29 protein-coding genes and 1 other RNA gene are annotated in these 24,132 nt (G+C 42.2%); 18 read left to right on the forward strand and 12 right to left on the reverse strand.

The genetic code is table 11. From position 1 onward, the window contains the following. Positions 1-69 precede the first annotated feature (69 nt). The 8 genes from HT99x_RS03265 to smpB all read right to left on the reverse strand — a co-directional run bounded on the left by HT99x_RS03265 (position 70) and on the right by smpB (position 6,344). The gene (locus tag HT99x_RS03265) at positions 70-528 is read right to left on the reverse strand and encodes a hypothetical protein (RefSeq protein ID WP_075065691.1); all 459 of its coding nucleotides are present in this window, start codon (positions 526-528) and stop codon (positions 70-72) included. After that, on the reverse strand, positions 525-2,960 hold the full coding sequence (locus HT99x_RS03270) for a DUF3987 domain-containing protein (RefSeq protein WP_200957104.1): 2,436 nt from the start codon (positions 2,958-2,960) through the stop codon (positions 525-527). The genes HT99x_RS03265 and HT99x_RS03270 overlap by 4 nt, the downstream gene beginning before the upstream one ends. Beyond that, positions 2,957-3,145: a hypothetical protein gene (locus HT99x_RS03275; protein ID WP_075065690.1), complete on the reverse strand. Its 189-nt coding sequence runs from the start codon at positions 3,143-3,145 to the stop codon at positions 2,957-2,959. The genes HT99x_RS03270 and HT99x_RS03275 overlap by 4 nt, the downstream gene beginning before the upstream one ends. Position 3,146: 1 nt before the next feature. Continuing rightward, positions 3,147-3,356 carry an AlpA family phage regulatory protein gene (locus HT99x_RS03280; RefSeq protein WP_075065689.1) on the reverse strand — a complete coding sequence of 70 codons (210 nt, stop codon included), beginning with the start codon at positions 3,354-3,356 and terminating at the stop codon, positions 3,147-3,149. 172 nt (positions 3,357-3,528) lie between these two features. Beyond that, the gene (locus HT99x_RS03285; protein WP_075065688.1) at positions 3,529-4,080 is read right to left on the reverse strand and encodes a hypothetical protein; all 552 of its coding nucleotides are present in this window, start codon (positions 4,078-4,080) and stop codon (positions 3,529-3,531) included. Between the two features lie 5 nt (positions 4,081-4,085). Then, positions 4,086-5,273 (reverse strand): phage integrase central domain-containing protein, encoded by a 1,188-nt coding sequence (locus HT99x_RS03290; protein ID WP_075065687.1) that lies wholly within the window; start codon positions 5,271-5,273, stop codon positions 4,086-4,088. 165 nt (positions 5,274-5,438) lie between these two features. Next, positions 5,439-5,802, reverse strand: a transfer-messenger RNA (tmRNA) gene (gene ssrA / locus HT99x_RS03295). A gap of 65 nt (positions 5,803-5,867) precedes the next feature. Next, complete coding sequence (smpB, locus tag HT99x_RS03300; RefSeq protein ID WP_259565357.1) at positions 5,868-6,344, reverse strand: SsrA-binding protein SmpB; 477 nt, start codon at positions 6,342-6,344, stop codon at positions 5,868-5,870. Between the two features lie 89 nt (positions 6,345-6,433). On the opposite strand from smpB, the gene HT99x_RS03305 reads away from it, so the two are divergent. Together HT99x_RS03305 and HT99x_RS03310 are read left to right on the forward strand one after the other, a co-directional pair. Beyond that, positions 6,434-6,868, forward strand: coding sequence for an SRPBCC family protein (locus HT99x_RS03305; protein ID WP_075065685.1), 435 nt, complete (start codon positions 6,434-6,436; stop codon positions 6,866-6,868). Then, positions 6,858-7,205: an RnfH family protein gene (locus tag HT99x_RS03310; protein ID WP_075065684.1), complete on the forward strand. Its 348-nt coding sequence runs from the start codon at positions 6,858-6,860 to the stop codon at positions 7,203-7,205. Before HT99x_RS03305 ends, HT99x_RS03310 begins: the two co-directional genes overlap by 11 nt. Here the strand turns inward: HT99x_RS03310 and HT99x_RS03315 are convergent. Continuing rightward, complete coding sequence (locus tag HT99x_RS03315) at positions 7,174-7,515, reverse strand: outer membrane protein assembly factor BamE domain-containing protein (protein ID WP_075065683.1); 342 nt, start codon at positions 7,513-7,515, stop codon at positions 7,174-7,176. The two genes, HT99x_RS03310 and HT99x_RS03315, sit on opposite strands and share 32 nt — an antisense overlap. Before the next feature lie 155 nt (positions 7,516-7,670). On the opposite strand from HT99x_RS03315, the gene fur reads away from it, so the two are divergent. The 9 genes from fur to HT99x_RS03360 all read left to right on the forward strand — a co-directional run bounded on the left by fur (position 7,671) and on the right by HT99x_RS03360 (position 11,616). Further along, a complete protein-coding gene (fur, locus tag HT99x_RS03320; RefSeq protein ID WP_075065682.1) occupies positions 7,671-8,099 on the forward strand; it encodes a ferric iron uptake transcriptional regulator in 429 nt (142 codons plus the stop codon). A 114-nt stretch (positions 8,100-8,213) separates the two neighbouring features. Next, entirely contained in the window at positions 8,214-8,783 is a 570-nt protein-coding gene (locus tag HT99x_RS03325) for a hypothetical protein (RefSeq protein WP_075065681.1), read from the forward strand. A 345-nt stretch (positions 8,784-9,128) separates the two neighbouring features. Continuing rightward, a complete protein-coding gene (locus HT99x_RS03330) occupies positions 9,129-9,290 on the forward strand; it encodes a hypothetical protein (protein WP_158003363.1) in 162 nt (53 codons plus the stop codon). Positions 9,291-9,656: 366 nt separating this feature from the next. After that, a complete protein-coding gene (locus HT99x_RS03335; protein WP_158003362.1) occupies positions 9,657-9,827 on the forward strand; it encodes a hypothetical protein in 171 nt (56 codons plus the stop codon). Between the two features lie 95 nt (positions 9,828-9,922). Beyond that, positions 9,923-10,528, forward strand: coding sequence for an outer membrane protein (locus tag HT99x_RS03340; protein ID WP_075065680.1), 606 nt, complete (start codon positions 9,923-9,925; stop codon positions 10,526-10,528). A gap of 32 nt (positions 10,529-10,560) precedes the next feature. Beyond that, positions 10,561-10,902: a BON domain-containing protein gene (locus HT99x_RS03345; protein ID WP_075065679.1), complete on the forward strand. Its 342-nt coding sequence runs from the start codon at positions 10,561-10,563 to the stop codon at positions 10,900-10,902. 22 nt (positions 10,903-10,924) lie between these two features. Further along, positions 10,925-11,227 (forward strand): CsbD family protein, encoded by a 303-nt coding sequence (locus tag HT99x_RS03350; RefSeq protein ID WP_083482819.1) that lies wholly within the window; start codon positions 10,925-10,927, stop codon positions 11,225-11,227. A 12-nt stretch (positions 11,228-11,239) separates the two neighbouring features. After that, positions 11,240-11,398: a hypothetical protein gene (locus tag HT99x_RS03355; protein ID WP_158003361.1), complete on the forward strand. Its 159-nt coding sequence runs from the start codon at positions 11,240-11,242 to the stop codon at positions 11,396-11,398. Between the two features lie 38 nt (positions 11,399-11,436). Next, the gene (locus HT99x_RS03360; protein WP_075065678.1) at positions 11,437-11,616 is read left to right on the forward strand and encodes a hypothetical protein; all 180 of its coding nucleotides are present in this window, start codon (positions 11,437-11,439) and stop codon (positions 11,614-11,616) included. Positions 11,617-11,636: 20 nt separating this feature from the next. Here HT99x_RS03360 and HT99x_RS03365 read toward each other — a convergent pair whose 3' ends face one another. The 3 genes from HT99x_RS03365 to HT99x_RS03375 form a co-directional block, all read right to left on the reverse strand. After that, positions 11,637-12,341: a DUF1275 family protein gene (locus HT99x_RS03365; RefSeq protein ID WP_075065677.1), complete on the reverse strand. Its 705-nt coding sequence runs from the start codon at positions 12,339-12,341 to the stop codon at positions 11,637-11,639. 104 nt (positions 12,342-12,445) lie between these two features. Beyond that, a complete protein-coding gene (gene recN / locus HT99x_RS03370) occupies positions 12,446-14,137 on the reverse strand; it encodes a DNA repair protein RecN (RefSeq protein WP_075065676.1) in 1,692 nt (563 codons plus the stop codon). Positions 14,138-14,139: 2 nt separating this feature from the next. Continuing rightward, positions 14,140-15,015 (reverse strand): NAD(+) kinase, encoded by an 876-nt coding sequence (locus tag HT99x_RS03375; protein WP_075065675.1) that lies wholly within the window; start codon positions 15,013-15,015, stop codon positions 14,140-14,142. 135 nt (positions 15,016-15,150) lie between these two features. Between HT99x_RS03375 and hrcA the strand changes: the two genes are divergently transcribed. The 7 genes from hrcA to HT99x_RS03410 all read left to right on the forward strand — a co-directional run bounded on the left by hrcA (position 15,151) and on the right by HT99x_RS03410 (position 24,054). Next, the gene (gene hrcA / locus HT99x_RS03380) at positions 15,151-16,182 is read left to right on the forward strand and encodes a heat-inducible transcriptional repressor HrcA (protein WP_075065674.1); all 1,032 of its coding nucleotides are present in this window, start codon (positions 15,151-15,153) and stop codon (positions 16,180-16,182) included. Between the two features lie 67 nt (positions 16,183-16,249). Continuing rightward, positions 16,250-16,852: a nucleotide exchange factor GrpE gene (gene grpE / locus HT99x_RS03385; RefSeq protein ID WP_075065673.1), complete on the forward strand. Its 603-nt coding sequence runs from the start codon at positions 16,250-16,252 to the stop codon at positions 16,850-16,852. 83 nt (positions 16,853-16,935) lie between these two features. After that, entirely contained in the window at positions 16,936-18,894 is a 1,959-nt protein-coding gene (dnaK, locus tag HT99x_RS03390) for a molecular chaperone DnaK (protein ID WP_075065672.1), read from the forward strand. A 102-nt stretch (positions 18,895-18,996) separates the two neighbouring features. Continuing rightward, entirely contained in the window at positions 18,997-20,112 is a 1,116-nt protein-coding gene (dnaJ, locus tag HT99x_RS03395; protein WP_075065671.1) for a molecular chaperone DnaJ, read from the forward strand. Positions 20,113-20,362: 250 nt separating this feature from the next. Further along, complete coding sequence (gene dapB / locus HT99x_RS03400) at positions 20,363-21,172, forward strand: 4-hydroxy-tetrahydrodipicolinate reductase (RefSeq protein WP_075065670.1); 810 nt, start codon at positions 20,363-20,365, stop codon at positions 21,170-21,172. After that, entirely contained in the window at positions 21,169-21,588 is a 420-nt protein-coding gene (locus HT99x_RS03405) for a secondary thiamine-phosphate synthase enzyme YjbQ (protein WP_075065669.1), read from the forward strand. Before dapB ends, HT99x_RS03405 begins: the two co-directional genes overlap by 4 nt. Before the next feature lie 96 nt (positions 21,589-21,684). Further along, positions 21,685-24,054: a DUF6600 domain-containing protein gene (locus HT99x_RS03410; protein WP_075065668.1), complete on the forward strand. Its 2,370-nt coding sequence runs from the start codon at positions 21,685-21,687 to the stop codon at positions 24,052-24,054. Positions 24,055-24,132: the final 78 nt, after the last annotated feature.

Genomic DNA, 24,132 nt, shown 5'->3' on the forward strand with positions numbered 1-24,132 from the left:
TTAGTCCCATTTCCATTGCCAACCACTGCCTCTCTCACCCATTAGATCTCTCGGATTTTATCGAAATCATTAAGCAATTTTGTTGCACTTAGCACTGAGTGGGCGAGGGATGGGTTTGCCAGCCCCTCTAACATGGCACCAACAACAACCTAACACCTCGCCAGAATACCAAAGCCAAATCGGCCCACAACCACTGCAAGTGGCATGTTCTGTGAAATGAGCTGGAATCGTTCCTTGTCCCATCTTCTCAAATTGCACTAGCGATCGCGCAAAGGCCCTTAACTCACTAGTATTCAGTTTACCGATATGCCAATCCTCAACATCCTCTTGAGAAAGCTCTTTATAGACTTCCCTCGGTGTGATGGGTAGGTTTTGACAGAGTGCGGTAAGAGCATCTAATAATTTTGATTCCTTAGACGCAAAACTCGCAGAATACGCATTATTGACTGGCATACATTCTTTCTGTACATTTTGCGGATTCTGCGTATCGGTTGAGCTGTTTATACCAAGAATGTTACGCCAACTCATTTCCAACCCTCCAAAATTTCTGGCCTAATTCTGATTGTGGGTGATGGTGGTCGCCCTGGACCAGAGCTTATCGGTTCATCTACCACTACATATCCACGTTCTTCGAGTACATCAATTGCTGCGCGAAGATGCTTAACACGATTGAATGCACTTCGAAGTGCATGAAATGCTTCTCGAATAGTGAAACTTGGCAGCTTTTTTCTTTCGATCCATTCCCAAACTTGTTTAGCTGAAGCAATACTAGGATCCGCCCCCATTAAATCAAGTGCCGCTAAGCTATGCCGCATAAACACTCCCATTAGGTCTAGAGCGTTATTCATTGTTTCAACAGAAATTTGGTGTTCCCATGGTTTGCCATGTGCATAAAGTATTCCATGGAGCACCCCTGCAAGACGCGCAGCAGCCCCAGGCGCTTTACCGGCCCAATCAGTGAAATGCTCCAGATCGCCCCCAGGTCGCATTAGTTTTTCAATAGCATCATAAAAAGCATGCCATTCAGAATATGCTTCTTCACTCATTTGCAAAATGTGAGGTACTTTCTTGCCATTTTCATTTTCAGCAGGTTCCCAATTCAACATAGCTTTCAACCCATTTGCATAACCTTCACTCAGACTGGAGGGAATGGGTGAGGTCATCGATGTTCGAAATCCGAGGGGTGAAGGTGGTAGTAAATATAAAAAGCGGGCTAGTAAGCCACGGCCACGAAAGCTAGGTTTAGATGTCAGCCCACGTAAAACATCGGGTTGGGGGCTTAAACCAACACTGAGTAATGGGTTTTGTAAATAAACCGGAGATCGCCCTGTTCGATCGACTCTTTCAGGATCGCCACTATGCGATTTCAAATACAAATCGAGATTCGGTATACCATTTGAGTACCTACCTTGCAATAAATCAAAAATGCCACCTTCAGAGGATAACCAAGCCATGCGTTCATCTTGCTCTGCTAATAAACAACCTAACTTTTCTGGTGTGGCGTCAGATGTCCAAAGTTGTGGCAGAATGGGTATCTCAGGAAGTTCTTCTTCAAAGCTTGCAGCTTCAGCACACCACCTTTTTGCGTCACATGGATCTTTTGCTTTAGCTGCTTTAATTCTAATTTCTTTTATTCTTGCTTCCATGGTCTTGCGTTCGCTAGCTAGTCGTTTTCTCTCAGGAGTCATTTTTTCCGATTGCTCACGCTCCCATGCTATTAATGGTTCAGTGGCAGCGTATTGCACTGAGCTTTTTCTATTTCCCGGCGCTAACGCAACGACCAACCATAGATTACAAGGCTCTACGTAACCCGGCTTTACCATCACCTTTAAGCGGCGTGAAACTGCCGTGGCGCAACTTACAAGCACCATTCCAGCTGCGAGCTCTGGGGGTGTTTCTGTGAAGTCAGTCAATGCTTTAGCATAGCCGCCAACCCACGTAGGTAAGTTTTCAAGGTTGAGTTTAGGTAGTTTAGGCGTGTTCAAAGGTACTAGCTCGGGCCACTCATTATTGAGAGAGCTCAAGTCTATTTTATGATCAACTTTGACGTCGAAAGGTGATTTAGCATTTTTTAAACAATTAGCCACCGCTTCAAGCGATTGATAGCAGGCCAGGTCATTGAAGTCTGTCATCCCTTGGGGGCGTTCTTTTTCAAAATCAGGAATAGCTAATAAACCATTTACTGCTTTGGCCGCTTCAGTAGCCTTTGCAAGGCCAGGATTGTCTTTCACTTCGATATCATCGTCAGCACAGCAAATCAGTTGGATATCTGGGAACTTGTGCCGTAGGTATTTTGCAACATGTACTAGGTTAGCAGCATTAAAAGCGACAGCAACAGCGTAGCCCGTTGCCTCATAAATACTTGCATTAGTGCCATAACCTTCGGCAATGCACAAAATCTTATCGGGTTTGCCAATGCTGAAGTAGCACCCACTTGTACGACCACCTCTTAAAAACCTTTTTTCGCCCGTGGGGCTTATAAATTGTAATGAGTGAAGTTCACCTTCATAACGCATGGGTATAACGAGCATTCCCCGGTAAACCCGTACTCCATGCGCTTTTATTCTTTTGCTTACAAGATAAGGATGGTCATTTGGTGCTTTGGTAGCTTTTTTCCAAATCTTTTCAGCTTTACTGCGAGCTTTGGCATGGCGTTCATGTTCTTCTGCTTTTCTTTCTTGGAGTATGGCTTCCATTTTTGCTTGGTATAGGGTCTGTTCCTCAATAGATAGGCTTCGGCCTATATCAGCACGCCATGTTTGATCTATATTTTTGCGATAATCCCCAAATCGACCTGCTGGAATGTTATCTTCAAACAGAATATACCACCCGGCGTTGTCTCTATCTTTGTTTTTAGTTGGAAAGCGATGAATCTTTCCATCCGCTACGATGGTTGCTGGCGGATTAACACCAGCTGCAACCATCGCGTTACGAAATTGTTCTAATACGTTTTGCATCATGCACCTTTTAAACCTAAGTTTTTAATCAACCAATCGGCCACATTGGTCGGCACTAGGCTTCTAATACCGAGGTACACAATTACTGTTTTTATGAAGGCATGAATTGCGTTATTATTTATCTCGATGTCTGTTTTAGAAGCTGCTGCGGGTGCGTAACCCTCGGTGGCTTTTTCTTTTTTTGCCATGTTATTTCTTATATTGGCTTTTGCTTTCTTTGATTTGTATTTGTATCCATGCTTCGATGTCGGTGTTTAGCCAGCCAACGGCTCTTGAGCCCAATGATATGGGGTGCGGAAAGCTGCCCTGAGATATTTTTAAATAGATGTTTGACCGGGAAAGTCCCACCCGTTGTTTAACGGCGGGCAGCCTTAAAATGCTTTGAAGCTGATTAGACATAAAAGATCCTTTTAGAACGTTTTTAACGCTTAAAGAATCACACAGGCAAAAATGAGGCAAAAGAGCCCCACCGTAAAAAAAATTACGTTAAAAATCAACTAGTAGCGTGAGGCAAAAGTTGCCTAAAGTTGCCTCTTTGAGGCAACTTTAAAGTACGGTAGGTAAAAGGGGATTAAAGTGTGAATTGTCTCGCAATGTAGGTTGGTTCGTAGTATGAGCCATCCTTCTTCGTGACATAAGACGGATTCTCTTGCTTAAGCTTGTCAAAAACCTTCTTAGCAATTTCTTCCTTGGTTAAGCGAGGGTGTTTATTTTTAATTTCTTTTGCTGCTATTCGCCATCTGTTATAGCGTTCATTAGTAGAAGGATTGTTATCCTTATCATAATTGTTTTCGTTTTGTTGCTGTAAAGCTAAAAATTCACTGGCTATTGACAGATCGACCAATATGTCATCTATCCCAATTTTTAAAAACTCCCCCTCTTCACAACGAATACCCCCCAGTTTGATTGAGCCGGGCGGTAAAATCATAATTTTTGCTTTATGCGGGTGTTTCCTGCGGACATTATATAAATCTTCGTCTGTTAATTGATGGTATTGCTTGTTTTTTCCTTTTTTCACAAAGAGTGTTAAACCACCATGGATTGCATGATGCTCAATAATTTGCTTGACTTCGTCTTGCTTACAAATCAAAGTTAAAAAACCAATGTCCGTATTTTTATCCATTTTTGCTACCTTAGGGTTGTTAATTCATCAAGATAATCAGCCCATTTCTGCATCATCTTTCTTCGTTCTGGCAGGTGCTCTGCGTAATTGTATGCTGCGCGAATCGAGTTCCTTTCAGCGTGGGCAAGCTGTCGCTCAATTGCATCACGATTCCAGCCTTGCTCATTAAGAAGTGTGCATGCCATGCTGCGAAACCCGTGTCCCGTCATCTCATCGCTTGTGTAACCGAGACGGCGTAAAGCCCCCAATACGGTGTTATTAGACATTGGACGGTTGGGGGTGCGAATTCCTGGGAACAAATATTTGCCGTTGCCGGTTAGCGGTTTGAGCTCATTTAAAATGGTGAGCGCTTGGCGGGAAAGAGGCACAATGTGCTTTTCACGCATCTTCATTTTCTGGGCGGGTATATGCCATTCATTCGTTTCAAAGTTGAATTCAGCCCATTCAGCCTGTCTCAGTTCCCCGGGTCTTACAAAAACTAGGGGGGCAAGGCGCAAAGCGCATTTGGTAACAAAGTGGCCTTGGTAATCATTGATGGCCCTTAAAAGGCTCCCAATTGCTTTAGGATCAGTGATGCTGGCGTGATGGCGCTGTTTAACCGGTTGAAGAGCGCCTCGAAGATCGCTTGAAATATCTCTTTCAGCGCGGCCAGTGGCGATAGCATATCGAAAGATTTGCCCGCAATTTTGGAGAGTGCGATGTGCCGTTTCGATTGCACCTCGATCTTCAATTCGTCGTAACACACTTAACAGCTCAGGAGCGTTTATCCCTGAGATAGGGCGATTACCGATCCAAGGGAACACATCTTTTTTTAGTCGTTGCAGGATCCGATCAGCATGATCTGGCGTCCATTTGTTTGAAAACTTGATGTGCCACTCGAGGGCAACGCTTTCAAAGCTGTTTTCTGCTAACAGCTTAAGTGAACGTTTTTTTTCTTTTTTGTGAAAACTAGGGTCGACATCATTGGCCAACAGTTTGCGAGCTTCATCTCTTTTATTCCTGGCATCAGCTAATGAAACATCAGGATAGACGCCCAATGCGAGTTTTTTTTCTTTACCCGCAAAGCGGAATTTGAAGCGCCAGTACTTTGCATTAGTTGGGGTGATTTGAAGATAAAGCCCTTTCTCATCTGCTACTTTGTAAGCTTTTTCGCGGGGTTTAAGGCTTCGAACCTTAGTGTCGCTTAGGGCCATTGGGGGCTCCTATATTCAGCAATTGTTATTGTGCCCCGACAGGGGCCCCAATTTGAGTGGGGATGTAGGGGGTATTGGTGAGATCTTGTGGGACAATGTTATAAACGAAAAACCCTTTATTTACAAGGGTTTTGAGACGTTATGAGATTTAGTTGGAAGTGAATGTGGTGGAGGCGGCGGGAATTGAACCCGCGTCCGCACATGTTATGCCGAAGGGTCTACATGCTTATCTAGACCATCGTTGTCGTTCAATGTGTCCTGATCTAGCGGGGACCCATCAAACCAGCTCTCAGTTTATTTAGCCCAACTGACGAGAGCAAACAGTTAAGCGGTCTTATGTAATCGACCCCCTAGCCAACCGCATAAGCACAGCTGGTAGAAGGAGAGCTTTACGCGACTTTTTTGTCGGCAGCTCCATAGATGTTGTCGTTTGCATCTATAACAAGACAGTTAAGTTTTACGAGGATTAAACTGTATGCTCGGCATGCACCTTGGGTTTCACGATCTGCGTCGAAGCCAGGTCGCCCCCAACTAAATAGGATACGCTTTATAACTACAAAAATCAATTTAAGGGCCTTAGCCTACGAGAGTATACTAACGCTTTAAGCTCATTAACCGCTGCTTCTCGCGTTGCCAATCTTTTTCTTTTTCAGTTTGGCGTTTATCGTGCAATTTCTTACCTTTAGCAACGCCAATATTGATTTTGACGAAACTATTTTTCCAGTACATGTTTAATGCAACGATGGTATAGCCTTTGCGTTCAACCGCACCAATCAGCCTTCTTAGCTCTTTTTTATTCAGCAGTAACTTACGAGTACGGCCTTGTTCAGGGTGTATATGCGTTGATGCACTGAGTAAAGGAGTAATTTGCGCACCTAATAGCCACGCTTCGCCCCCTTTAATGATGACATAACTATCTGCAATACCACCTTTACCAGCACGCAAGCTTTTCACTTCCCAACCTTGCAGGACCACGCCTGCTTCGAAGGTTTCTTCAATGCTGTATTCATGGCGGGCTTTGCGGTTTTCAGCAATCCGCGAATTGTCGTTTGACGGTTTTTTCTTACTCATAGTCAGAATATTATACGTGGGTGCTTAGAAAAATAAATCATTACTATTATAATAGGCCCAATAAATGATAAAGGGGGAGACAAAAGACGATGGCAACCATCTTTCGTAGCGCTTTTGTACCGTTCAGTTGTGCCCAAATGTACGATTTAGTGAACGATATTGAACAATATCCCCAATTCTTGCCCTGGTGCCCAAATACCGAGATTTTGAGCCGGACATCAGAAGAAATCCAAGCAACTGTCCATTTTGCCAAAGGGGCGCTTGCTAAATCCTTTACCACCGTCAATCGTTTGCTACCCCATAAACGTGTTGAAATGCGTTTGCTCCAAGGGCCATTTCGCCATCTGGAAGGGTTATGGCAATTTGAATCCATTGCCGATCAAGGTAGCAGAGTTACTCTGAACTTATCATTTGAATTTAACAATAAGCTATTAGCTTTTGCCCTAGGGCCTTTCTTTCATCAAATGGCCAGTAGCATGGTTGAATCTTTTACCAAACGAGCACATCAAGTTTATGCCGGATAATGACCTTGCCGTCAAAGTCGTTTTTGCAGCGGCTTCTGATCAATACAAAATAGTCGATTTAACGGTTCCTGCGGGTACGACGCTCTTACAAGCCATCGAAAGCTCGGGGTTATTATCGTTTTTTCCTGAAATCGATCTTTTCACCGAGGATTTAAAGCGACGAAATCAGGTTGGGATCTTTGGGGAATTGAAAACACTCGATCACATCTTAAGTGAAGAGGATAGAGTTGAAATCTATCGACCCTTACATAAAGATCCAATGCAAGCGAGAAAAGATCGTATACAAATGGTCAAAAAGAAAAAATTTAAGCCACTTCGGGCAAAGGATCCTGCGTAATTTTTTCAACATAGCCATTTTCAAAATAAATGGCTAAATGACGACGTATTTCTTCACCTTCATTCGGCTTTTCAAGATAGACATAATCCCAACGATTGGTATGAAAAACGTCATGTAACATGGGAGTACCGAGAATATAGCGAACTTCTTCTTCGCTCATGCCCGCATGAATCAATGAAATAGATTCTGTTGAGATATCATTTCCTTGAATCAGATCGAAGCGATAGGGGCGTACAAAGCAAGCGCTTAAGCTCAAGCTTAAAAGTAACCAACAGGCACATTGTCGTAGAGTACGGGGTTGAACTTTCATCGTATTATCTTAGTAAGCTTAATATAACTTTGTAGACTCTATAATGGGAGCAAGGCTAACATTTCCCAAGCAGGGTATCAAGTTAGTGGGGATGCATGCAGTGCTGGGAAATGATAGCCTTGGCAAGTCAAAATCAAAGAGATGCTTTATAAAAAATGTCAGAAGATAAACTTGATGATAAAGAACTCAAAAAAGCAGGATTGAAAGTAACGCTCCCCCGTTTGAAGATTCTAAGTATCTTAGAAAACGCCAAACAGCGACATATCAGTGCCGAAGATGTCTATAAAACCTTGCTAGAGTCCGGTGATGATGTGGGCCTGGCAACGGTTTATCGCGTTCTAACCCAATTTGAAGCCGCAGGACTCGTTATTCGCCATCATTTTGATACGGGCGGCCACGCGGTATTTGAGCTCGATGCAGGGCATCACCATGACCATTTGGTTTGTATCAAATGTGGGAAGGTTGAAGAATTTGTTGATAAGGTTATTGAAGAACGCCAGATAGCGATTGCTAAGCAATTTGGTTTCAGTATCACAGAGCATTGCCTCTATCTTTATGGTACGTGCAAGAGCTGCCAGGAATAGCAGCTTATCGACTAGACCGTTTATCCCCTGATAAAGCGCTATTTGAAAGCTAGCTTTTTGCTGGGCTATCCAATACTATGTCAGCCAACTTGATTTTACTAAAGGTTCGATATAATGACTTGGGCAGCATTCAAAGACAAATTCGTAGAAAACGTTAAATATGTAGGTTCCTTAGCAGCAAGCTTGTTTACAGCGCCTTACTTAAGAGAGCTCTTTGACATGGTTGTTGATAATACGGTTGGCCGTCCTACCTCACCTTATACTTATGTTCCTTATGTGATTGCACGAGAGGGCTTTGGTTATTTAGGTGCCCCTGTTGTGATTCAAGCGGCGACAACCCTTGCGCAAAAAGGTGGGCAAGTTGTTCGTAACAAAATTAAACCTAATACTCACGTTGTTGATACCACGGCTATACCCGTTGCACGTATTGTGTCACTAGATGATATTGAAGCACATAAACAAAAATTAGAAGCATTTCTTGCCGAAAATCCAGAAGCGGCAGAAGAAGTAGGGAAATTTACACCAACCGCGCATGAAAAATTAGTGAATCATGAATGCTTTGATAGAGTTTTTACTGCTCTTGCAAAAATGGATAAAGAAAAGCAAAAGCAATTTTTCCAAAGATTTGCGACTCAACATGCAACACCAGAAGCAACCGCTATTTGCAAAGCAAATACGTTGTAAAATCATTCACCAAATAAAAAAGGGTACTCACTCCGTGCCCTTTTTATTAAGATTAACCCTGAATTACTTACTCAACATGAAAACCACTTATATCATGCTGTGTTCAGAAATGAACCTGAAATGGCCACTTATTTACTTGATCATGCCTCACCTTCATTAAAACAAAAATAATTTTCCTATCGAGATAGATTAGGTCGAACGGCATTAGAGATTGCATTTGAATATAATCACTTTGTCTGTGTTAAGAGATTATTATCGCTGGGTGATGATCTGACAAAATTGGATACAGAGCCAGGACGTAATTTGTTTAGAAAGCAATTGAAAAGCGGCAAGGTTTGGGTAACGATGTTTAACACATATGCTAGTAGCGTTAAATTAAGTGAAACGCCTGAAGCTTTATTACACCAAAATATTAAAATGCAGGAATCAAAGAAATTTATTGAAGAAGAAATGTTTCATTTGTTAAATGAAATGCCAGTAAGAAAAAAAGCTCGTTTGAAAGCCTAAGAGTGAGAAAATTAGCCTAAAGGTACTCTTTGAGTACCTTTAGTTAACAGGGGATAGGTTTGTTAACTAAAGCAAAGGGTTGTCATTTATCGCAAAAAAGCGTAAGCTGATATTCCTTGCTAAATTTTTTTAGTAACTAAATAAAAATAAACAAAGTGATGACAATGTAAATAAATTACATTGCAAACAGAAAAATAACATCGCTTGGAGACTTTTTATGAAAATACTAGATATATCAAAACTCATACACCTATTACCTAGCATTAAGATTTTACCTCCTTAAATTCTAAAGCCTATTCTATTTCATTTTTTAATTACCAATAGAAATGGTTATTGAATTGATGACATTTTCGTGAGGGATCGACGATGCCTAAAAGCAATTGGAATTCAACAATTGTTCAAATGAATCGTGCATGGAAAGAAATGAGAATCATGCATATTTTATCGAATTTAAGCGATGATGAATTTGAAAAAAAATTACTTAAATTTCAAATAAATGTTCAAAATAAAAAAACAAGCATTCGAAAAATAAAATAATTTTTTTGGGTTGACATGAAAAATGAAATAAGGGAAGGTAAAAATAGCTTTAGAGGCCGAATAAAAAAATAATATTTTTCAAAAGGAGGTTAGATATGAAAAATAATATAAAAACAAACATCCTCGGTATATTAGTTTCTTCAATCATTCCAACGACATATGCTTGTATTCCAGAATTTATGCCAGAAACCCCTTATGTCAGTGCACAAATAGAGATTGCAGAAAAACCTTATTCTGATTTTGAAGCAAGAAAAGCGCAAGGTAGAGTCGCAGCAGGATACCAATGGGGATATGATCAAGATACTAAGGTCGGCATTGAAGGGGGGATCAATTTTTTTGAAAATGCACATTATACAATCTCTAATCAAGCTGCAAATGATGTTGGTTCAGTGAGACGAATAGGCTTAGATGCTTTAGCGGTTTTAGATGTTTATGTAACGCCCGTAGTCGATTTTTTTGCTAAGGCAGGCCCTTCTGCAACATTTCAGAAATTTAAATACAACCATAATGGGATGACTTCTGAAAATCATAAAGATGGATTAGCCGCTAAATTTGTTTTAGGGGTAGGCTACGATGTTACGCCTAATGTGAATGCTTATCTTGCACATGAATTTCAAACCAGTCATCGACATGATGAAATGGAACATTCACGATTACCTACCAATAATACCGCTATAGGCATTCGTTATCATTTTTGTTAACTCGACATAAAGATGATGAACAAGGAGGTAAAATGAAACAATTAAAAATTGCCATATTTCTCGCACTGTTAATTCCTGTCTTAATTGTGTTGAATGTGAATGCATCAAGAAAAGTGGAAGAATCGTTCAAAAAAGCAGAATTTCAGCTAGAAGATGCTGCAGTTGATGCGATGATTACTGTCAAGGCCAAGGCCCTTTTTATTCAAGAGCCAACCTTGTCAGCTCGCGATATTCATGTTAACACGCAAGAGCAAATTGTGGTGCTAACTGGGGAGGTCGATACCCAGTTTGAAGAAAATGTCGCTTTGAATTTAGTTGAAAGCATTAAAGAAGTCAGAGCAGTGCGTTCCGAATTAAAAGTTTGGCTTGCTTAGTTAATGAGTAAAAGGAGGAGTTATGCATTATACAAAAAACATATTCTTTTACGGAAAAAACGGAGGCTCAAATTTGAATAATCGCAATTATTATCAATATAAAATTAAAGATGCAAACGATTTGATTCAAGTTCATTGGGAGGAAGTTAAATTAAAGCTTCGATTATGGTGGCGTGAATTTACTCAGCATGATGTTGCCATGTTAGAAGATAAAACTGAGTCACTTTGTGCATTGTTACGCAAACGTTATGGTTATACTAAAGAGCGTGCTGAAATTGAAATTAAGAAATTTATAAAAGCCTATGGTTGGGAAGTTCAACACTAATAGGGAGGATATATGATGAAAAAACATAAAAGAAAAGAAAAACGCTCAGAAGAATCAGATAATTTTTCCTATGCATTGAATAATAGCCATGAAAAGAAACACTCTAAGAGATGGTGTAAAAGGCATAAGAAGTGGAATGTGGAATATTATTACGATACGCTAAATGATTAACTAGGTTAATAACGACATAATAAATAAGGAGAAAAATCATGAAAAATTTATCAATCAATGAAACTCAACAAATTGCGGGTGGTCATAAAGAAGATGATCAAAACTATTTTGATAAAACAAAAGAAGTTATTGACGATGGACTAGATAAGGTAGAAGATGGTTATAAAAAAATTGCAGATAAGATTAATGACAAATTAGAACATCATTATTGCAAATAGTGATATCTTTGAAACGGCACTTAATCAGTGCCGTTTTTTATTTTTAATGCCACAAAAATACAAAGAAATGCCATGACAATCGGAAGCAATAATGCGTTCAAGTCGAATAACACTTGTAGCACAGCCCCTAACCCACAACCGATAATAAAGCCAAATAGACTGCTGCTGGTCAACTTAACTTGTTGTTTGGCAGCAATTGTTTTTTCTTCACTTGCTTGATGTTGATGAGCTAAGAGCGCTAGATCTAAGCTTAATTGAGTGGCATTATTAGTCATCGCAACGGTAGAAGGAGCGCCTTTGATAGCTAATTTCACCGCCGCACTTTGTACTGCCATGGCGCCTACCAGTAGCATGCCAGTTAAAACAGCCACAGCGCCATCGATATTAGCAAAAGGACCAAAGCAAATCGCTAATACCCAAGAAAAAATAAGCAATAAAGATTGTAAAATAAGCAATGGTACTAATACAGGAATGCCGGCTTTTTCAATGCGCCCTGCGGCCGCACTGACCAAACACAGCACTAACATAAAAACCGGTACGGCCAGCAAAGGGCCTGTTTGACTAAACTTTCCAGTGACAAAATGAGCACCCACAATCACGATATTGCCAGTAATATGAGCCGCAAATAATCCTTCAAATCCTAAAAAACCAATGGTATCGACACTACCTGCGGCAATGCTCAATATTAATAAAAGAATGGTTTTACCTGTGAATAACTTTAGCATGCCACTTGATATGAGTCTGGTTTGAATGCTAAGGCTATCGGCTTTTAAACGATCCTTTTCAAGCGCATGGGATGAAGTGATGGATGTATGACCAGTAATAAAGGTTAAGCTTCGGTCTTCTCTGATTGACGTAGCAATTGTTTCGCATTGGCTTTCGCTTGTGCTGTCACATCAACCCCGCCTAACATATGCGCAATTGCCTCGACACGCTCTGTTTGTGACAGGGAGGTTATTTCAGTGATGGTTTGCGATTCTGAGCGTTTTTTAACCACTTGTAGATGATTATCTCCACAGGCAGCGACTTGCGGTAAATGGGTGACACAAAGGACTTGTGCATCTTGTCCTAAACGTTGTAAAGCTTTGCCAACCAGCGCGCCGACTTTGCCACTTATTCCCACATCGACTTCGTCAAACACTAAACAGGGAGTCGCAACGAATTTTGCGGTGATTAATTGTAACGCTAAACTAATACGCGATAACTCGCCACCGGATGCGACCTTATGTAAGGGTTGTGCTGGATGACCTGGGTTGGCACTGATACCAAAACAAATGGTTTCATTGCCTTGCATATGCAGTTCATCATTATGAAAGGCTTGTAATTCAATCGTGAAAATGGCACCTGGCATAGCTAATTGTTGTACACAAGCGGTGACTTCATGCGCAAGCTGTGTTGCGGCTTGTTTTCGCGCTTTCGTTAATTGCAGCGCGATCCGTTGATATTGTTTTTTCGCCAGTGCAATATCTTGATCTAATTGAGCAACCAGCTGTTCTTGATTAGCATATTGAGAAGCTTGTTGTTGTAACTGGCAAAAATGTTGAAATAAATGGGTTGCTTCTACTTTATGTTTACGAGCAACTTCATGAATGCGTTCTAAGCGTTGCCCCACAGTATGTAATCTTTCGGGATCAATCTCTAATTGGCTGACAAAAGCAGTCAGATCATTTTGTGATTCTTGCAATTGAATGCTCGCATTTTCAACGCATTCAAAGGCATTCTTCAAGCGATGATTCTTTTCCGCTAAAGGGCGTAAAATAATTTCAAGTTGCGCTAGCCACTGTAAAATATTGCCCTCTTGGTCATTTTCTAATAAGGCTAACGCTTGTTCGCCACTTTCAACAAAAGTGCGAGCATGTGCTAGTTGATCGTATTCTTTATCGAGTAATTGCAGTTCCTGTTCGCCAAGTTGCAAATTTTGTAGCTCAGCAATTTGATAATGCAGTAAATCAATTTTTGCTTCATCTGTTTGACTGGCATTTAGTAACCGCTGACGTTGTTGCAACAAATGATCATAATCTTTATAGGCCGTTTTGACTTGGCTAACCAGGGCTTCATGTTGGCCAAAGGCATCTAACAAACGACATTGTTCCGTCGGTTTTAATAATAATTGATGCTGATGCTGTCCATGAATTTGCACCAAATATTCACCCAATAATCGTAGCTGGGTGCTGGTGACAGGACGGCCGTTGATGAATGCTTTAGAGCGACCGTTGGCATACAGTATTCGTCGAATAATACAAAGTTGTGAGCCGTCATCATTACAAAGATCGAGATCGCTCAGCCATAAGATTGCACCGGACAGAGAGCTAACATCATAAGTAGCTGCAATTTCTGCCTTCTCGGCGCCTGGGCGAATCATCTGACTATCGCCGCGTTCACCAATAGCAAGCCCTAGGGCATCAAGCAAAATACTTTTGCCGGCGCCTGTTTCACCGGTGATAACCGTCATACCGGTTGCAAAATGAATATCTGCAAAGGCGACCACGGCGAGATCTTTAATGTAAAGATGTTGCAACATTGCTATGCACTCCAGCCCAACTTGCTACGCAGCGTATAATAATAATCATAGTCGGTAGGGTGCAAGAGCCGTAATTGTTTGCTTTTACGTTTAATCACAATTCTATCATCTGGTTTGGCATCAAAATGGATTTGGCCATCACAACTGAGCCTGGGATTGAGTAAACTATCTGGCATGATGTGTAATTCAATTTTGGCATTGCTATCGACGACAATGGGACGAGAACTGAGGGTGTGCGGATGCATAGGAACCATCACAATTGCAGCGAGTGAAGGATGTAAAATAGGGCCACCGCCCGAGAGGGCATAAGCCGTGGAGCCTGTGGGTGTTGCGGTAATTAAGCCATCAGAGCGTTGCCGATAAACAAATTGATCGTCAATGATGACTTGGAAATCCATCATTCTAGCGATATCACCAGAATACAGAACCACATCATTTAAAGCTGTCCCTGTTGAAACAATGTTATCTTCACGTACAAGCTGCATTTCGAGAAAGAAACGAAATTCTTCTTGGAATTCACCCCGTAAGATGGGGCCAAGTGATTGGGTGAGTGCTTGGGGTGAAATATCGGTAAGAAATCCAAGGCGTCCTCGATTGACGCCAACCACAGGTACGTCATGATCAACCACCGAGCGTGCGGCATCGAGTAAGCTGCCATCACCGCCAACAACGATAACTAAGTCGCATAATGCGCCTAATTGCTCACGAGAGATGGCCTTGATAGGCAAACTGGGGGACATGACCTGGGCACAAGAGGCCTCCATCAATACCTCAATCCCTTGGGCTTGCAGGAATGTGACCAGTGAGGCCAGCGTGCTTTGTACCTCTGGATTAGCATGTTTACCTATCAAGCCAATGGTAGAAAATATCGGGGCCATATCAATGCTCTCCTACTAACACAGCAAAACTCCCGCCAAGATGGGATGATCTTTAGCTATCAACCATTTAAAATGAAGGACATTATGAATTTAGGTAACCTTCAAACATAACCGTGGATAGCCACATTTTAGAAAATGACAGCAAATAGTATATCTGAACGTGCACAACTGCTGCTAAAGCATCTTGTTGAATTATACATCCGAGATGGCCAGCCCGTGGGATCAAAAACGCTTGTTTGCGAAGCGTTTCCGAGTTTGAGTACGGCTACCGTGCGCAAGGTCTTATGTGATCTGGAAGAAAAGGGTTTTTTAGCCTCACCCCACACCTCGGCTGGGCGTATCCCAACGACGGCAGGGATCCGCTTTTTTGTTGATAGTTTATTGTCGGTGCATCCCCTTGATGCTAAAGAAGCGAGAAAGGTTGAGGAACAGCTCGATCCGTCACAACCCACCAATCATTTGATTGTGAATGCCTCCAATGTGCTCTCTGAATTAACCCACATGGTGGGGATTGTGACCATGCCCCATCGGGAGCATCAGATCCTGCGCCATGTTGAATTCTTGCCGTTAGCCGATTATCGCGTTCTTGTGGTGTTGGTTTTCAATGATCGCGAAGTACAAAACCGTATTATTGTCACGCAGCAAAAATACACAGCGAGTGAATTAACCCAAGCCAGTAATTTTTTAAACCAGCACTTTGCTGGTAAAGATTTGTATGCGGCTCGTCAGGAGCTGCTGCAGTCATTAAGCCAAGATAGAACCCAAATGGATAGCTTAATGAAAGCGGTGGTTGATGTGGCAAGCCAAGCTTTTATCCCCAAAAAGCAACAAGAAGAATATTATTTAGCTGGTCACCAAAATTTAGTGACGCCTGGGGGTATTACACAGCTTGAACGGGTTTTCGATGCTTTTAAACAAAAGCAGCATATTTTGCAATTGCTCGATCATTGCTTACAAACCGAAGGTGTTCAGATGTTTATTGGCGAGGAATCCGGTTATGATGCCTTCCGTGAATGCAGCGTGATTACCTCATGCTACAAGATTGACGGTGAAACCGTTGGGGTATTGGGGGTGATAGGCCCTACCCGGATGCGTTATGACAAAGTCATTCCAATAGTTGAATTAACAGCAAAAATATTAGAAACACTCTTGAAACACGATAATTAGTCACCATATGTACTTTTTACCCGAATGCGCAGCATTTAAATAAGATTAGCTTTGAGCGAGGTTAACGATGTCAGACAATAAGAATAAGCCAGGAGAAGAAACCCCTTCACAGCGCTTTGAAGAAGATTTTCCAGTAGTTAACGACGATCATTTGCTTGCGCCTGATGATAGAACCGAATTACACGATCAAATCGATGTATTAAACAAAACCTTGAAAGAAACCCAGGCAAAAGCAGATGAAAACTGGGAACGTCTCGTTCGTAAAGAAGCGGAATTACAAAATGCGATAAGACGTGCTGAACAAGAGGTTGATAATGCACGTAAATTTGCAGTTGAGCGCTTTGCAGGTGAAATGTTGCAAGTACTCGATAGTCTTGATCAGGGTCTCGCTTATAGCCAAACAGAGAATATAACGGTTGATCATTTGGTGGAAGGCATTAAACTAACACATTCAGTGTTTATGAATGCAATGGATAAGCATGGTATTAAACCTATCGATCCCGCGGTGGGCGAAGTGTTTAATCCCGCGTTTCATGAAGCTATTTCGATTCAACCAAGTGCTGATTTAGAGCCGAATCGTATTTTAGCGGTGGTACAAAAAGGGTATATGCTCCAAAATCGCTTACTGCGTCCAGCCCGGGTGGTTGTGACGAGTAAACAAGAACAGTAGTCAATCCTTGAATTGGCAAATTTTGCCCATATATTGATGTAAGCATATTTGAATTTTATTAAAAAGCCTGGAGAAACGAAACAATGGCAAAGAATGTAGTAATTGGTATCGACTTAGGAACAACAAATTCCTGCGTAGCCATCATGGAAAATGGTAAACCTCGCGTTATTGAAAATAGCGAAGGTGATAGAACAACACCCTCTATTGTTGCATTTACAGAAGATGGTGAACGTCTTGTTGGGCAAACAGCAAAGCGCCAAGCAGTTACCAATCCTAAATATACCTACAATGCTGTTAAACGTTTAATTGGTCGTAAATATGACGATGCCAATTTACGTGATACGCATATTGCCTACAGTATTGTTCGTGCTGATAACGGCGATGCATGGGTTGAAGGTCGCAATAATGAAAAAATAGCACCACCACAAATTTCAGCACTTGTTTTAGCAAAAATGAAAAAGACCGCTGAAGATTATTTGGGGCATGAAGTGACCGAAGCGGTTATTACCGTTCCTGCCTATTTTAATGATTCACAACGTCAAGCAACCAAAGATGCGGGTAAAATTGCAGGTCTTGATGTTAAACGTATCATCAACGAACCTACCGCTGCTGCTTTAGCATTTGGTATGGATAAAAAGTCTGGCGATACCATTATTGCTGTTTACGACTTAGGGGGCGGTACTTTTGACGTCTCTATTATTGAAATTGCCGATATTGATGGCGAGCAGCAATTTGAAGTATTAGCAACCAACGGTGATACCCACTTAGGTGGTGAAGACTTTGACGATCGCATTATTCAATATTTAGTTGAAGAATTTAACAAAGATACCGGCGTTGATTTACGTAAAGATCCATTAGCATTACAGCGCTTAAAAGAAGCGGCTGAAAAAGCGAAAATCGAATTATCTTCACGTGAACAAACCGATATCAATCTGCCTTACATCACAGCAGATGCTTCTGGTCCTAAGCATATGAATATCCGTTTAACACGCGCTAAATTCGAATCATTAGTAGAAGATTTAATTCAGCGTACTTTAGAGCCATGCAAAACGGCGCTCAAAGACGCAGGTAAATCAACCAAAGATATTAATGCGGTTATCTTGGTCGGCGGTCAAACCCGTATGCCTAAAGTACAAGCACAAGTTGAATCTTTCTTTGGACAAGCACCTCGTAAAGACGTGAACCCTGACGAAGCCGTTGCGGTTGGTGCTGCGATTCAAGGTGCCGTATTATCTGGCGACGTAAAAGACATTTTATTACTTGACGTAACACCACTTTCCTTAGGTATTGAAACCATGGGTGGTGTGATGACCAAGTTAATCGAAAAAAATACCACTGTTCCTACTAAGAAAAGCCAAGTGTTCTCAACAGCGGATGATAACCAAACGGCAGTAACCGTGAGAATTTTCCAAGGTGAACGCGAACAAGCGGCTGCGAATAAATTCTTAGGGCAATTCGATTTGACCAATATCCCACCCTCACCACGTGGCATGCCACAAATTGAAGTGACATTCGATATTGACGCCAATGGTATTTTGCACGTATCTGCTAAAGATAAAGCTACCTCAAAAGAGCAATCAATGGTTGTTAAACCTTCTAGCGGTTTAAGCGATGAAGAAATTAACAAAATGGTTAATGAAGCGCATGAACATGAAGCAGAAGATAAAGAATTTGCAGAACTGGTTAGTGCTCGCAACAGCGCAGATAGCTTAATTCATGCTACTGAAAAATCGCTAAAAGAATTAGGTGATAAAGTAGAACCTAAAGAACGTGCAGATATTGAATCCGCAATGAGCGATTTGAAAGATATGCTGAAAAATAAAGACAATAAAGATAAAAAATCCATTGAAACGAAGACCCAACGACTCAGTGAAGCTTCCGCTAAAATGGCACAACGTCTTTATGGTGGTGCAGAAGGTCAAGCTGGACAAGCAGGTGCACAAGGCGCTCATCAGCAAGGTGGCAACCAAGGTGCAGGTGCGCAGCACAACGATGATGTTGTTGATGCTGAGTTTGAAGAAGTGAAGGATAACAAAAAGTAAGACCCTTGTCCGTCATTGCGAGCGAAGCGAAGCAATCCAGAAATGGTTGTTTCGCTTTGTCACAATGGGAAATTAAAAAAGAATGGTTGAATAGGTTGAAGAATGTCTAAACAAGATTATTATGAAGTGCTCGGTGTTTCACGCGGTGCCGATCAAGCTGAAATTAAAAAAGCTTATCGTCGTTTGGCAATGAAATATCATCCTGATCGTACTAAAGGCAATAAAGACGATGAGGAAAAATTTAAAAAAGCCACCGAGGCTTATGAAATCTTGATGGACAACCAAAAACGTCAAGCTTACGATCAATTTGGCCATGCCGGTGTTGATGGTTCACATGGTATGGGCGGTGGCCAGGGCGGTTTTGGCGATATTTTCAACGATATTTTTGCGGATATTTTTGGTGGTGCACAGGGTCGTTCCCGTGGCCAACCACGAGGCGCTGATTTGCGTTATGCGCTAGAAATGTCTTTAGAAGAAGCGGTACGTGGCGCGAATGTCACTATTCAAGTGCCAACCTGGGTCTCTTGCCAAAGCTGTCATGGCAGTGGTGCAAATAAAGGAAGCAAACCAGCCACTTGTCATAGCTGCCATGGTCATGGCCAAATTCGTATGCAACAAGGTTTCTTTTCACTACAACAAACTTGCCCAACTTGCCGAGGATCAGGACAGATTATTTCTGATCCATGCCGTCCTTGCCGTGGACAAGGTCGGGTACAAGATGAAAAGAAATTACAAGTTAAAATACCTGCAGGCGTTGATGAAGGCGACAGAATTCGTTTAACTGGCGAAGGAGAAGCGGCTCCCCAAGGTGGTATTGCAGGCGATTTATACGTAGAAGTTCACGTTAAAGAACATGCTATTTTCCAACGTGACGGCGAGAATCTTTACTGCGAAGTGCCAATTAGTTTTATCACCGCAGCATTGGGTGGTGACTTAGAAGTGCCAACACTCGATGGGCGCGTTAAATTACATATCCCTTCAGAAACACAAACAGGTAAAGTGTTTAAAATTTCCGGTAAAGGTGTGCGTCCTATTCGAGGCCGAAGTCAGGGTGATTTATTATGCCGTGTCGTTGTTGAAACACCCGTTGATTTAAATAAAAAACAAAAAGAATTATTACGTGAATTCGAAACCCATTATGAAGCGGGAAAAAATAGCCCGAGAGTGAATAAGTGGTTCGGAAAAGTAAAAGATTTTTTTGATAAAATGAAGTTTTAGAAAATAACGCTATTTGGCAATATTTTCGTCATTTCGAGGAGCGTAGCGACGAAGCAATCTACACTGATAACATGATGCTATTCCAAAATTGCTTCGTCTCTACGCTCCTCGCAATGACAAGTAGCAGTTGTTGCGATTCAAAACCTTACCCTCCTAGTACGAGTAATAACTCATCTAAATCTGTCGATTTTGTCAAAATAACGAATCTTTAGTATGCTTTATCCATCAATAAAAATGCTAAGGATTGGTCATGTTAAGAATTGCAATTGCAGGTTGTGCTGGGCGAATGGGTAAAGCATTAGTCCAAGCGGCAGTACTGCAGCCTGAGGTCAAATTAACCGTCGCAACCGTAACCCATGGTAATCCACTGAAAAATACCGATGTGGGTTCGATTGCTGGTATTGAAGCACTTCACATTAAGCCCGTTGATGATCTCCATAAGGTGCTTGACCAATTCGATGTCTTAATTGATTTTACGATCCCTGCCTCTACCTTATTACATTTATCTATTTGTCAAAAGGCCCATAAAAAAATGGTGATAGGGACGACCGGTTTTAGTGATGAGCAAAAACATCGCATTCAAGATGCCAGCAACCATATTCCCATTGTGTTTGCGCCGAATATGAGTATTGGCGTGAATCTTTGTTATGAACTTTTAAAACAAGCCGCAGCGGTGCTGGGTGATACCGTTGATATTGAAATTATCGAAGCACATCATCGTCATAAAATAGATGCCCCTTCAGGAACAGCGCTTAAAATGGGTGAAGTGATTGCCCAAACTTTAGGACGTGATTTCAATGAAGTGGCGGTTTTTGATCGTCATGGTATTACCGGAGAACGTGAACGGCAAACGATAGGTTTTTCTACCATCCGAGGCGGGGATATTGCGGGTGATCATACCGTGCTGTTTGCAAGCAGCGGCGAACGTATTGAAATTACCCATCGCGCTTCAAGTCGTCAAGCCTTTGCAACAGGGGCCGTGCATGCTGCCAAGTGGCTAGAAGATAAGCAATCCGGGCTTTATAGCATGAGTGATGTATTAGGCCTTACCCAGCCATGAGCGCTTTTTTTCAGCAAAATTTAAGCATACAAACCAAAGGCCGTGGTACGCTTGAACTCACCCGCGAAATTCAAGCATGGGTAAAAAAAAGCCAATACGCTATTGGCTTGTGTCATTTGTTTGTTAAACACACCAGTGCTTCATTAATCATTTGTGAAAATGCCGATCCGCAAGTTCGGCAAGATCTTGATCATTATTTTGCCAGTTTAGTGCCAGATGGTGATTCATTATTTTTACATAATGATGAAGGCCCAGATGATATGCCCGCTCACATTCGTACTATTTTAACGCAAACCAGTTTAACTATTCCCATTCAGGAAGGGCGATTGGCTTTGGGGACTTGGCAAGGCATTTATTTATATGAGCATCGTTATGCTCCCCATCAAAGAGAAATTATCATCACTATTCAGGGTTGATACTGTAACTATATTGTCTGCCAGCGTGCTGTTTTTTTACCGATAACATTTAAAGTATTCTAAAAATTCATTCGTGTAAAAGCACAGGATAATGTTATGACGTACGTTAAAAACACACTCAAACTGTTGCTTAATCTATTGGTTTCAATACTCTTTTTATCGCAGACGGTTTTTGCCGATCCCCCTGCGCGTGTTGCAAGGCTCAGCTTTATCAATGGTGATGTGATTTTTTCACCAGCAGGCGAGAAACAATGGGTGAAAGCCAACCTAAATCGTCCTTTGATCGTGGGTGATAGATTATGGACCTATGAAGGTGCGCGCACGCAATTGCAGCTAGGCAGTGCTAGTTTTTTTGTTGATGGTCAATCCAGTATTAGCATTTTAAATCTCAATGAAAAAATCAGTCAATTTAAACTCACGCAAGGTAGGATTAATTTTGTGGTACGTGGTGTCACCTCGCGTCCCATTGAAGTCGACACTCCTAATTTAGCTTTAGTCGTGAATACACCAGGAAGTTACAGTATTTCAGTCGATCCTAGAACCAATTCAACAGCGGTGAGTGTCTTCAAAGGTAAAGCAGTCGTTTATGGTAAAAAAGCTGCTTATCGTATTAATGATAAACGAAGCTATCGATTTACAGGGGTTGATTTACGTTCCCAAAGTATTAAACGAGTCGATGATAATTTTGACAGATGGTATCAAGAACGCACATCCCGCAAATTGACAACCGTGCGTTATGTTTCGCCAGAAGTGATTGGTTATGAAGATTTAGAAGATCACGGTGTGTGGGTGAATAACAAGCGTTATGGTTATATATGGCAGCCCAAAGTCGCTGCTAACTGGGTTCCCTATCGTGATGGTCATTGGGCATGGATTGAACCTTGGGGTTGGACATGGGTCGATAATCAACCTTGGGGCTTTGCGCCATTTCATTATGGTCGCTGGACTTATGTAACCAATCGTTGGTATTGGGTGCCAGGTCCTAGGCGAGCTAATCCGGTTTATGCACCTGCCTTAGTCGCTTTTGTTGGCACTTCCAGAGCACAATTAACACTATCAACGGGTGGCATTGGCATTGCGTGGTTCCCATTAGGGCCTGGCGATGTTTATCGACCTGCCTATTCTGTGAGTCGAGATTATTTTATGCGAGTGAATTCCAGCAATACGATTGTGAAGCAAAAAACGATACTGACGCAGGTTTATTCACAACCTACGCTGCCTTTAACTTATGCGAATCAACAAATCGCAAATTCAGTGACCGCAGTACCCTCAAAAGTATTTGTTCAAGCGCAACCGGTTGCGGCAGCTGCTGTTGCTGTTCCACCAACCAGCATTACCCAAACACAAGTAAGTGCGGCAGCGCCTGTTGCCCCAACGGCAGTTAGTGTTGCTGGCTCGGAAAAAACGGTTGAAAAACCGCCGGTTAAAGCAGAAGAGCCGGTTGTTGTACAAAATCCACCTGCGCAAGAGCCGATTTCTTTTGAAAAGAAAGAACCAATGCTCGCCAAAGATCCTGGTATTCCACTGGATGAAAAACAATTAACCGCATTACAACCTGAAAAACCAGCTGTTGTAGAAACAGTGAAAGTAGAGCCTGAAGTTAAGCCGGTTGAGATTCCATCCGTGACAGAGGCGCCAAAAACAGAAGAACCTAAGGCAGAAGAGCCCAAAAAAGCACCAAAACCAGAAGAACCTGCGCCCCAAGCGCCTACACCTGAAATGCCAGCTCCTGAAAAACCACAGCCTGAAATGCCTAAACCAGAAGAACCTAAACCCGAGGTTCCTAAGCCACAAGAGCCTCAGCCTGAGGTACCCAAAGTACCAGAAGAATTACCGAAGGCACCTAAACCTGAAACACAGGAACCTTCAGTGATTGAAGCACCTAAAGGCAATGCTGCAGAAGAAAGATTTAAAGAGCCTCCGGCGGTAGATCAAAGAGCTATTCCAGGTGAGCCTGAAACGCAGCCAGAATCCGAAGGATTCAAGCAACGCCCAGAAAATAAGATGACACCTTCTGAGCCAGAAGCAGGGGAAGTGCCTGTTGAAAGAACGATACCGGGGCCACCCGAACCCAATCCCAATGAAGGATTTAAGCGTGATATAGCGCCTTCTAAACCAGAGGCTGCAGAGCCACCACCTCGTGCGGCAGAGCCCATCGATATTCCAGAACCACCGGTGCATAAGCCAGAACCCGCTCCGATGCCAACACCTAAACCTGCGCCAATGCCAGAGCCTAAACCGGCACCTGCGCCTACCCCAACGCCCGCACCGATGCCTGAACCTAAACCGATTATGCCGACACCTGAACCTCCTAAACCGGCACCTGAACCACCACCGATGCCAGCACCGCCGCCTGTGCCTGTGCCTGAAGCGCCACAGGCACCACCAACGCCAGCACCGGAGCCTCCTGTGATGCCAAGTCCAGATGGAGCCCCTAATCCGGGTAATGTGCCAAGCGTTCAATAGGCACATTTAGCGGCTTATTATCGCCAATGGTCATGAAGGCTTTCATTCAGAGAGTTTTATCAAATATTGCCAATCAAT

Source organism: Candidatus Berkiella aquae, assembly GCF_001431295.2.
In the GTDB taxonomy this organism is placed as follows: Bacteria; Pseudomonadota; Gammaproteobacteria; order Berkiellales; family Berkiellaceae; genus Berkiella; species Berkiella aquae.

Excerpts from the sequence above, each read along its gene's own strand:
- HT99x_RS03315 (WP_075065683.1), bottom strand. The coding sequence starts at position 7,515 with ATGAAAGTTCAACCCCGTACTCTACGACAATGTGCCTGTTGGTTACTT.
- hrcA (WP_075065674.1), top strand. The coding sequence starts at position 15,151 with ATGACAGCAAATAGTATATCTGAACGTGCACAACTGCTGCTAAAGCAT.
- HT99x_RS03265 (WP_075065691.1), bottom strand. The coding sequence starts at position 528 with ATGAGTTGGCGTAACATTCTTGGTATAAACAGCTCAACCGATACGCAG.
- HT99x_RS03345 (WP_075065679.1), top strand. The coding sequence starts at position 10,561 with ATGAAACAATTAAAAATTGCCATATTTCTCGCACTGTTAATTCCTGTC.
- HT99x_RS03330 (WP_158003363.1), top strand. The coding sequence starts at position 9,129 with ATGTTTAACACATATGCTAGTAGCGTTAAATTAAGTGAAACGCCTGAA.
- dnaJ (WP_075065671.1), top strand. The coding sequence starts at position 18,997 with ATGTCTAAACAAGATTATTATGAAGTGCTCGGTGTTTCACGCGGTGCC.
- HT99x_RS03410 (WP_075065668.1), top strand. The coding sequence starts at position 21,685 with ATGACGTACGTTAAAAACACACTCAAACTGTTGCTTAATCTATTGGTT.
- dnaK (WP_075065672.1), top strand. The coding sequence starts at position 16,936 with ATGGCAAAGAATGTAGTAATTGGTATCGACTTAGGAACAACAAATTCC.
- HT99x_RS03280 (WP_075065689.1), bottom strand. The coding sequence starts at position 3,356 with ATGTCTAATCAGCTTCAAAGCATTTTAAGGCTGCCCGCCGTTAAACAA.
- HT99x_RS03405 (WP_075065669.1), top strand. The coding sequence starts at position 21,169 with ATGAGCGCTTTTTTTCAGCAAAATTTAAGCATACAAACCAAAGGCCGT.
- HT99x_RS03325 (WP_075065681.1), top strand. The coding sequence starts at position 8,214 with ATGACTTGGGCAGCATTCAAAGACAAATTCGTAGAAAACGTTAAATAT.
- HT99x_RS03350 (WP_083482819.1), top strand. The coding sequence starts at position 10,925 with ATGCATTATACAAAAAACATATTCTTTTACGGAAAAAACGGAGGCTCA.
- HT99x_RS03310 (WP_075065684.1), top strand. The coding sequence starts at position 6,858 with ATGCCGGATAATGACCTTGCCGTCAAAGTCGTTTTTGCAGCGGCTTCT.
- HT99x_RS03275 (WP_075065690.1), bottom strand. The coding sequence starts at position 3,145 with ATGGCAAAAAAAGAAAAAGCCACCGAGGGTTACGCACCCGCAGCAGCT.
- HT99x_RS03340 (WP_075065680.1), top strand. The coding sequence starts at position 9,923 with ATGAAAAATAATATAAAAACAAACATCCTCGGTATATTAGTTTCTTCA.
- HT99x_RS03355 (WP_158003361.1), top strand. The coding sequence starts at position 11,240 with ATGATGAAAAAACATAAAAGAAAAGAAAAACGCTCAGAAGAATCAGAT.
- HT99x_RS03375 (WP_075065675.1), bottom strand. The coding sequence starts at position 15,015 with ATGGCCCCGATATTTTCTACCATTGGCTTGATAGGTAAACATGCTAAT.
- HT99x_RS03270 (WP_200957104.1), bottom strand. The coding sequence starts at position 2,960 with ATGATGCAAAACGTATTAGAACAATTTCGTAACGCGATGGTTGCAGCT.
- HT99x_RS03285 (WP_075065688.1), bottom strand. The coding sequence starts at position 4,080 with ATGGATAAAAATACGGACATTGGTTTTTTAACTTTGATTTGTAAGCAA.
- grpE (WP_075065673.1), top strand. The coding sequence starts at position 16,250 with ATGTCAGACAATAAGAATAAGCCAGGAGAAGAAACCCCTTCACAGCGC.
- HT99x_RS03305 (WP_075065685.1), top strand. The coding sequence starts at position 6,434 with ATGGCAACCATCTTTCGTAGCGCTTTTGTACCGTTCAGTTGTGCCCAA.
- HT99x_RS03290 (WP_075065687.1), bottom strand. The coding sequence starts at position 5,273 with ATGGCCCTAAGCGACACTAAGGTTCGAAGCCTTAAACCCCGCGAAAAA.
- recN (WP_075065676.1), bottom strand. The coding sequence starts at position 14,137 with ATGTTGCAACATCTTTACATTAAAGATCTCGCCGTGGTCGCCTTTGCA.
- HT99x_RS03335 (WP_158003362.1), top strand. The coding sequence starts at position 9,657 with ATGCCTAAAAGCAATTGGAATTCAACAATTGTTCAAATGAATCGTGCA.
- fur (WP_075065682.1), top strand. The coding sequence starts at position 7,671 with ATGTCAGAAGATAAACTTGATGATAAAGAACTCAAAAAAGCAGGATTG.
- smpB (WP_259565357.1), bottom strand. The coding sequence starts at position 6,344 with ATGAGTAAGAAAAAACCGTCAAACGACAATTCGCGGATTGCTGAAAAC.
- HT99x_RS03360 (WP_075065678.1), top strand. The coding sequence starts at position 11,437 with ATGAAAAATTTATCAATCAATGAAACTCAACAAATTGCGGGTGGTCAT.
- HT99x_RS03365 (WP_075065677.1), bottom strand. The coding sequence starts at position 12,341 with ATGCTAAAGTTATTCACAGGTAAAACCATTCTTTTATTAATATTGAGC.
- dapB (WP_075065670.1), top strand. The coding sequence starts at position 20,363 with ATGTTAAGAATTGCAATTGCAGGTTGTGCTGGGCGAATGGGTAAAGCA.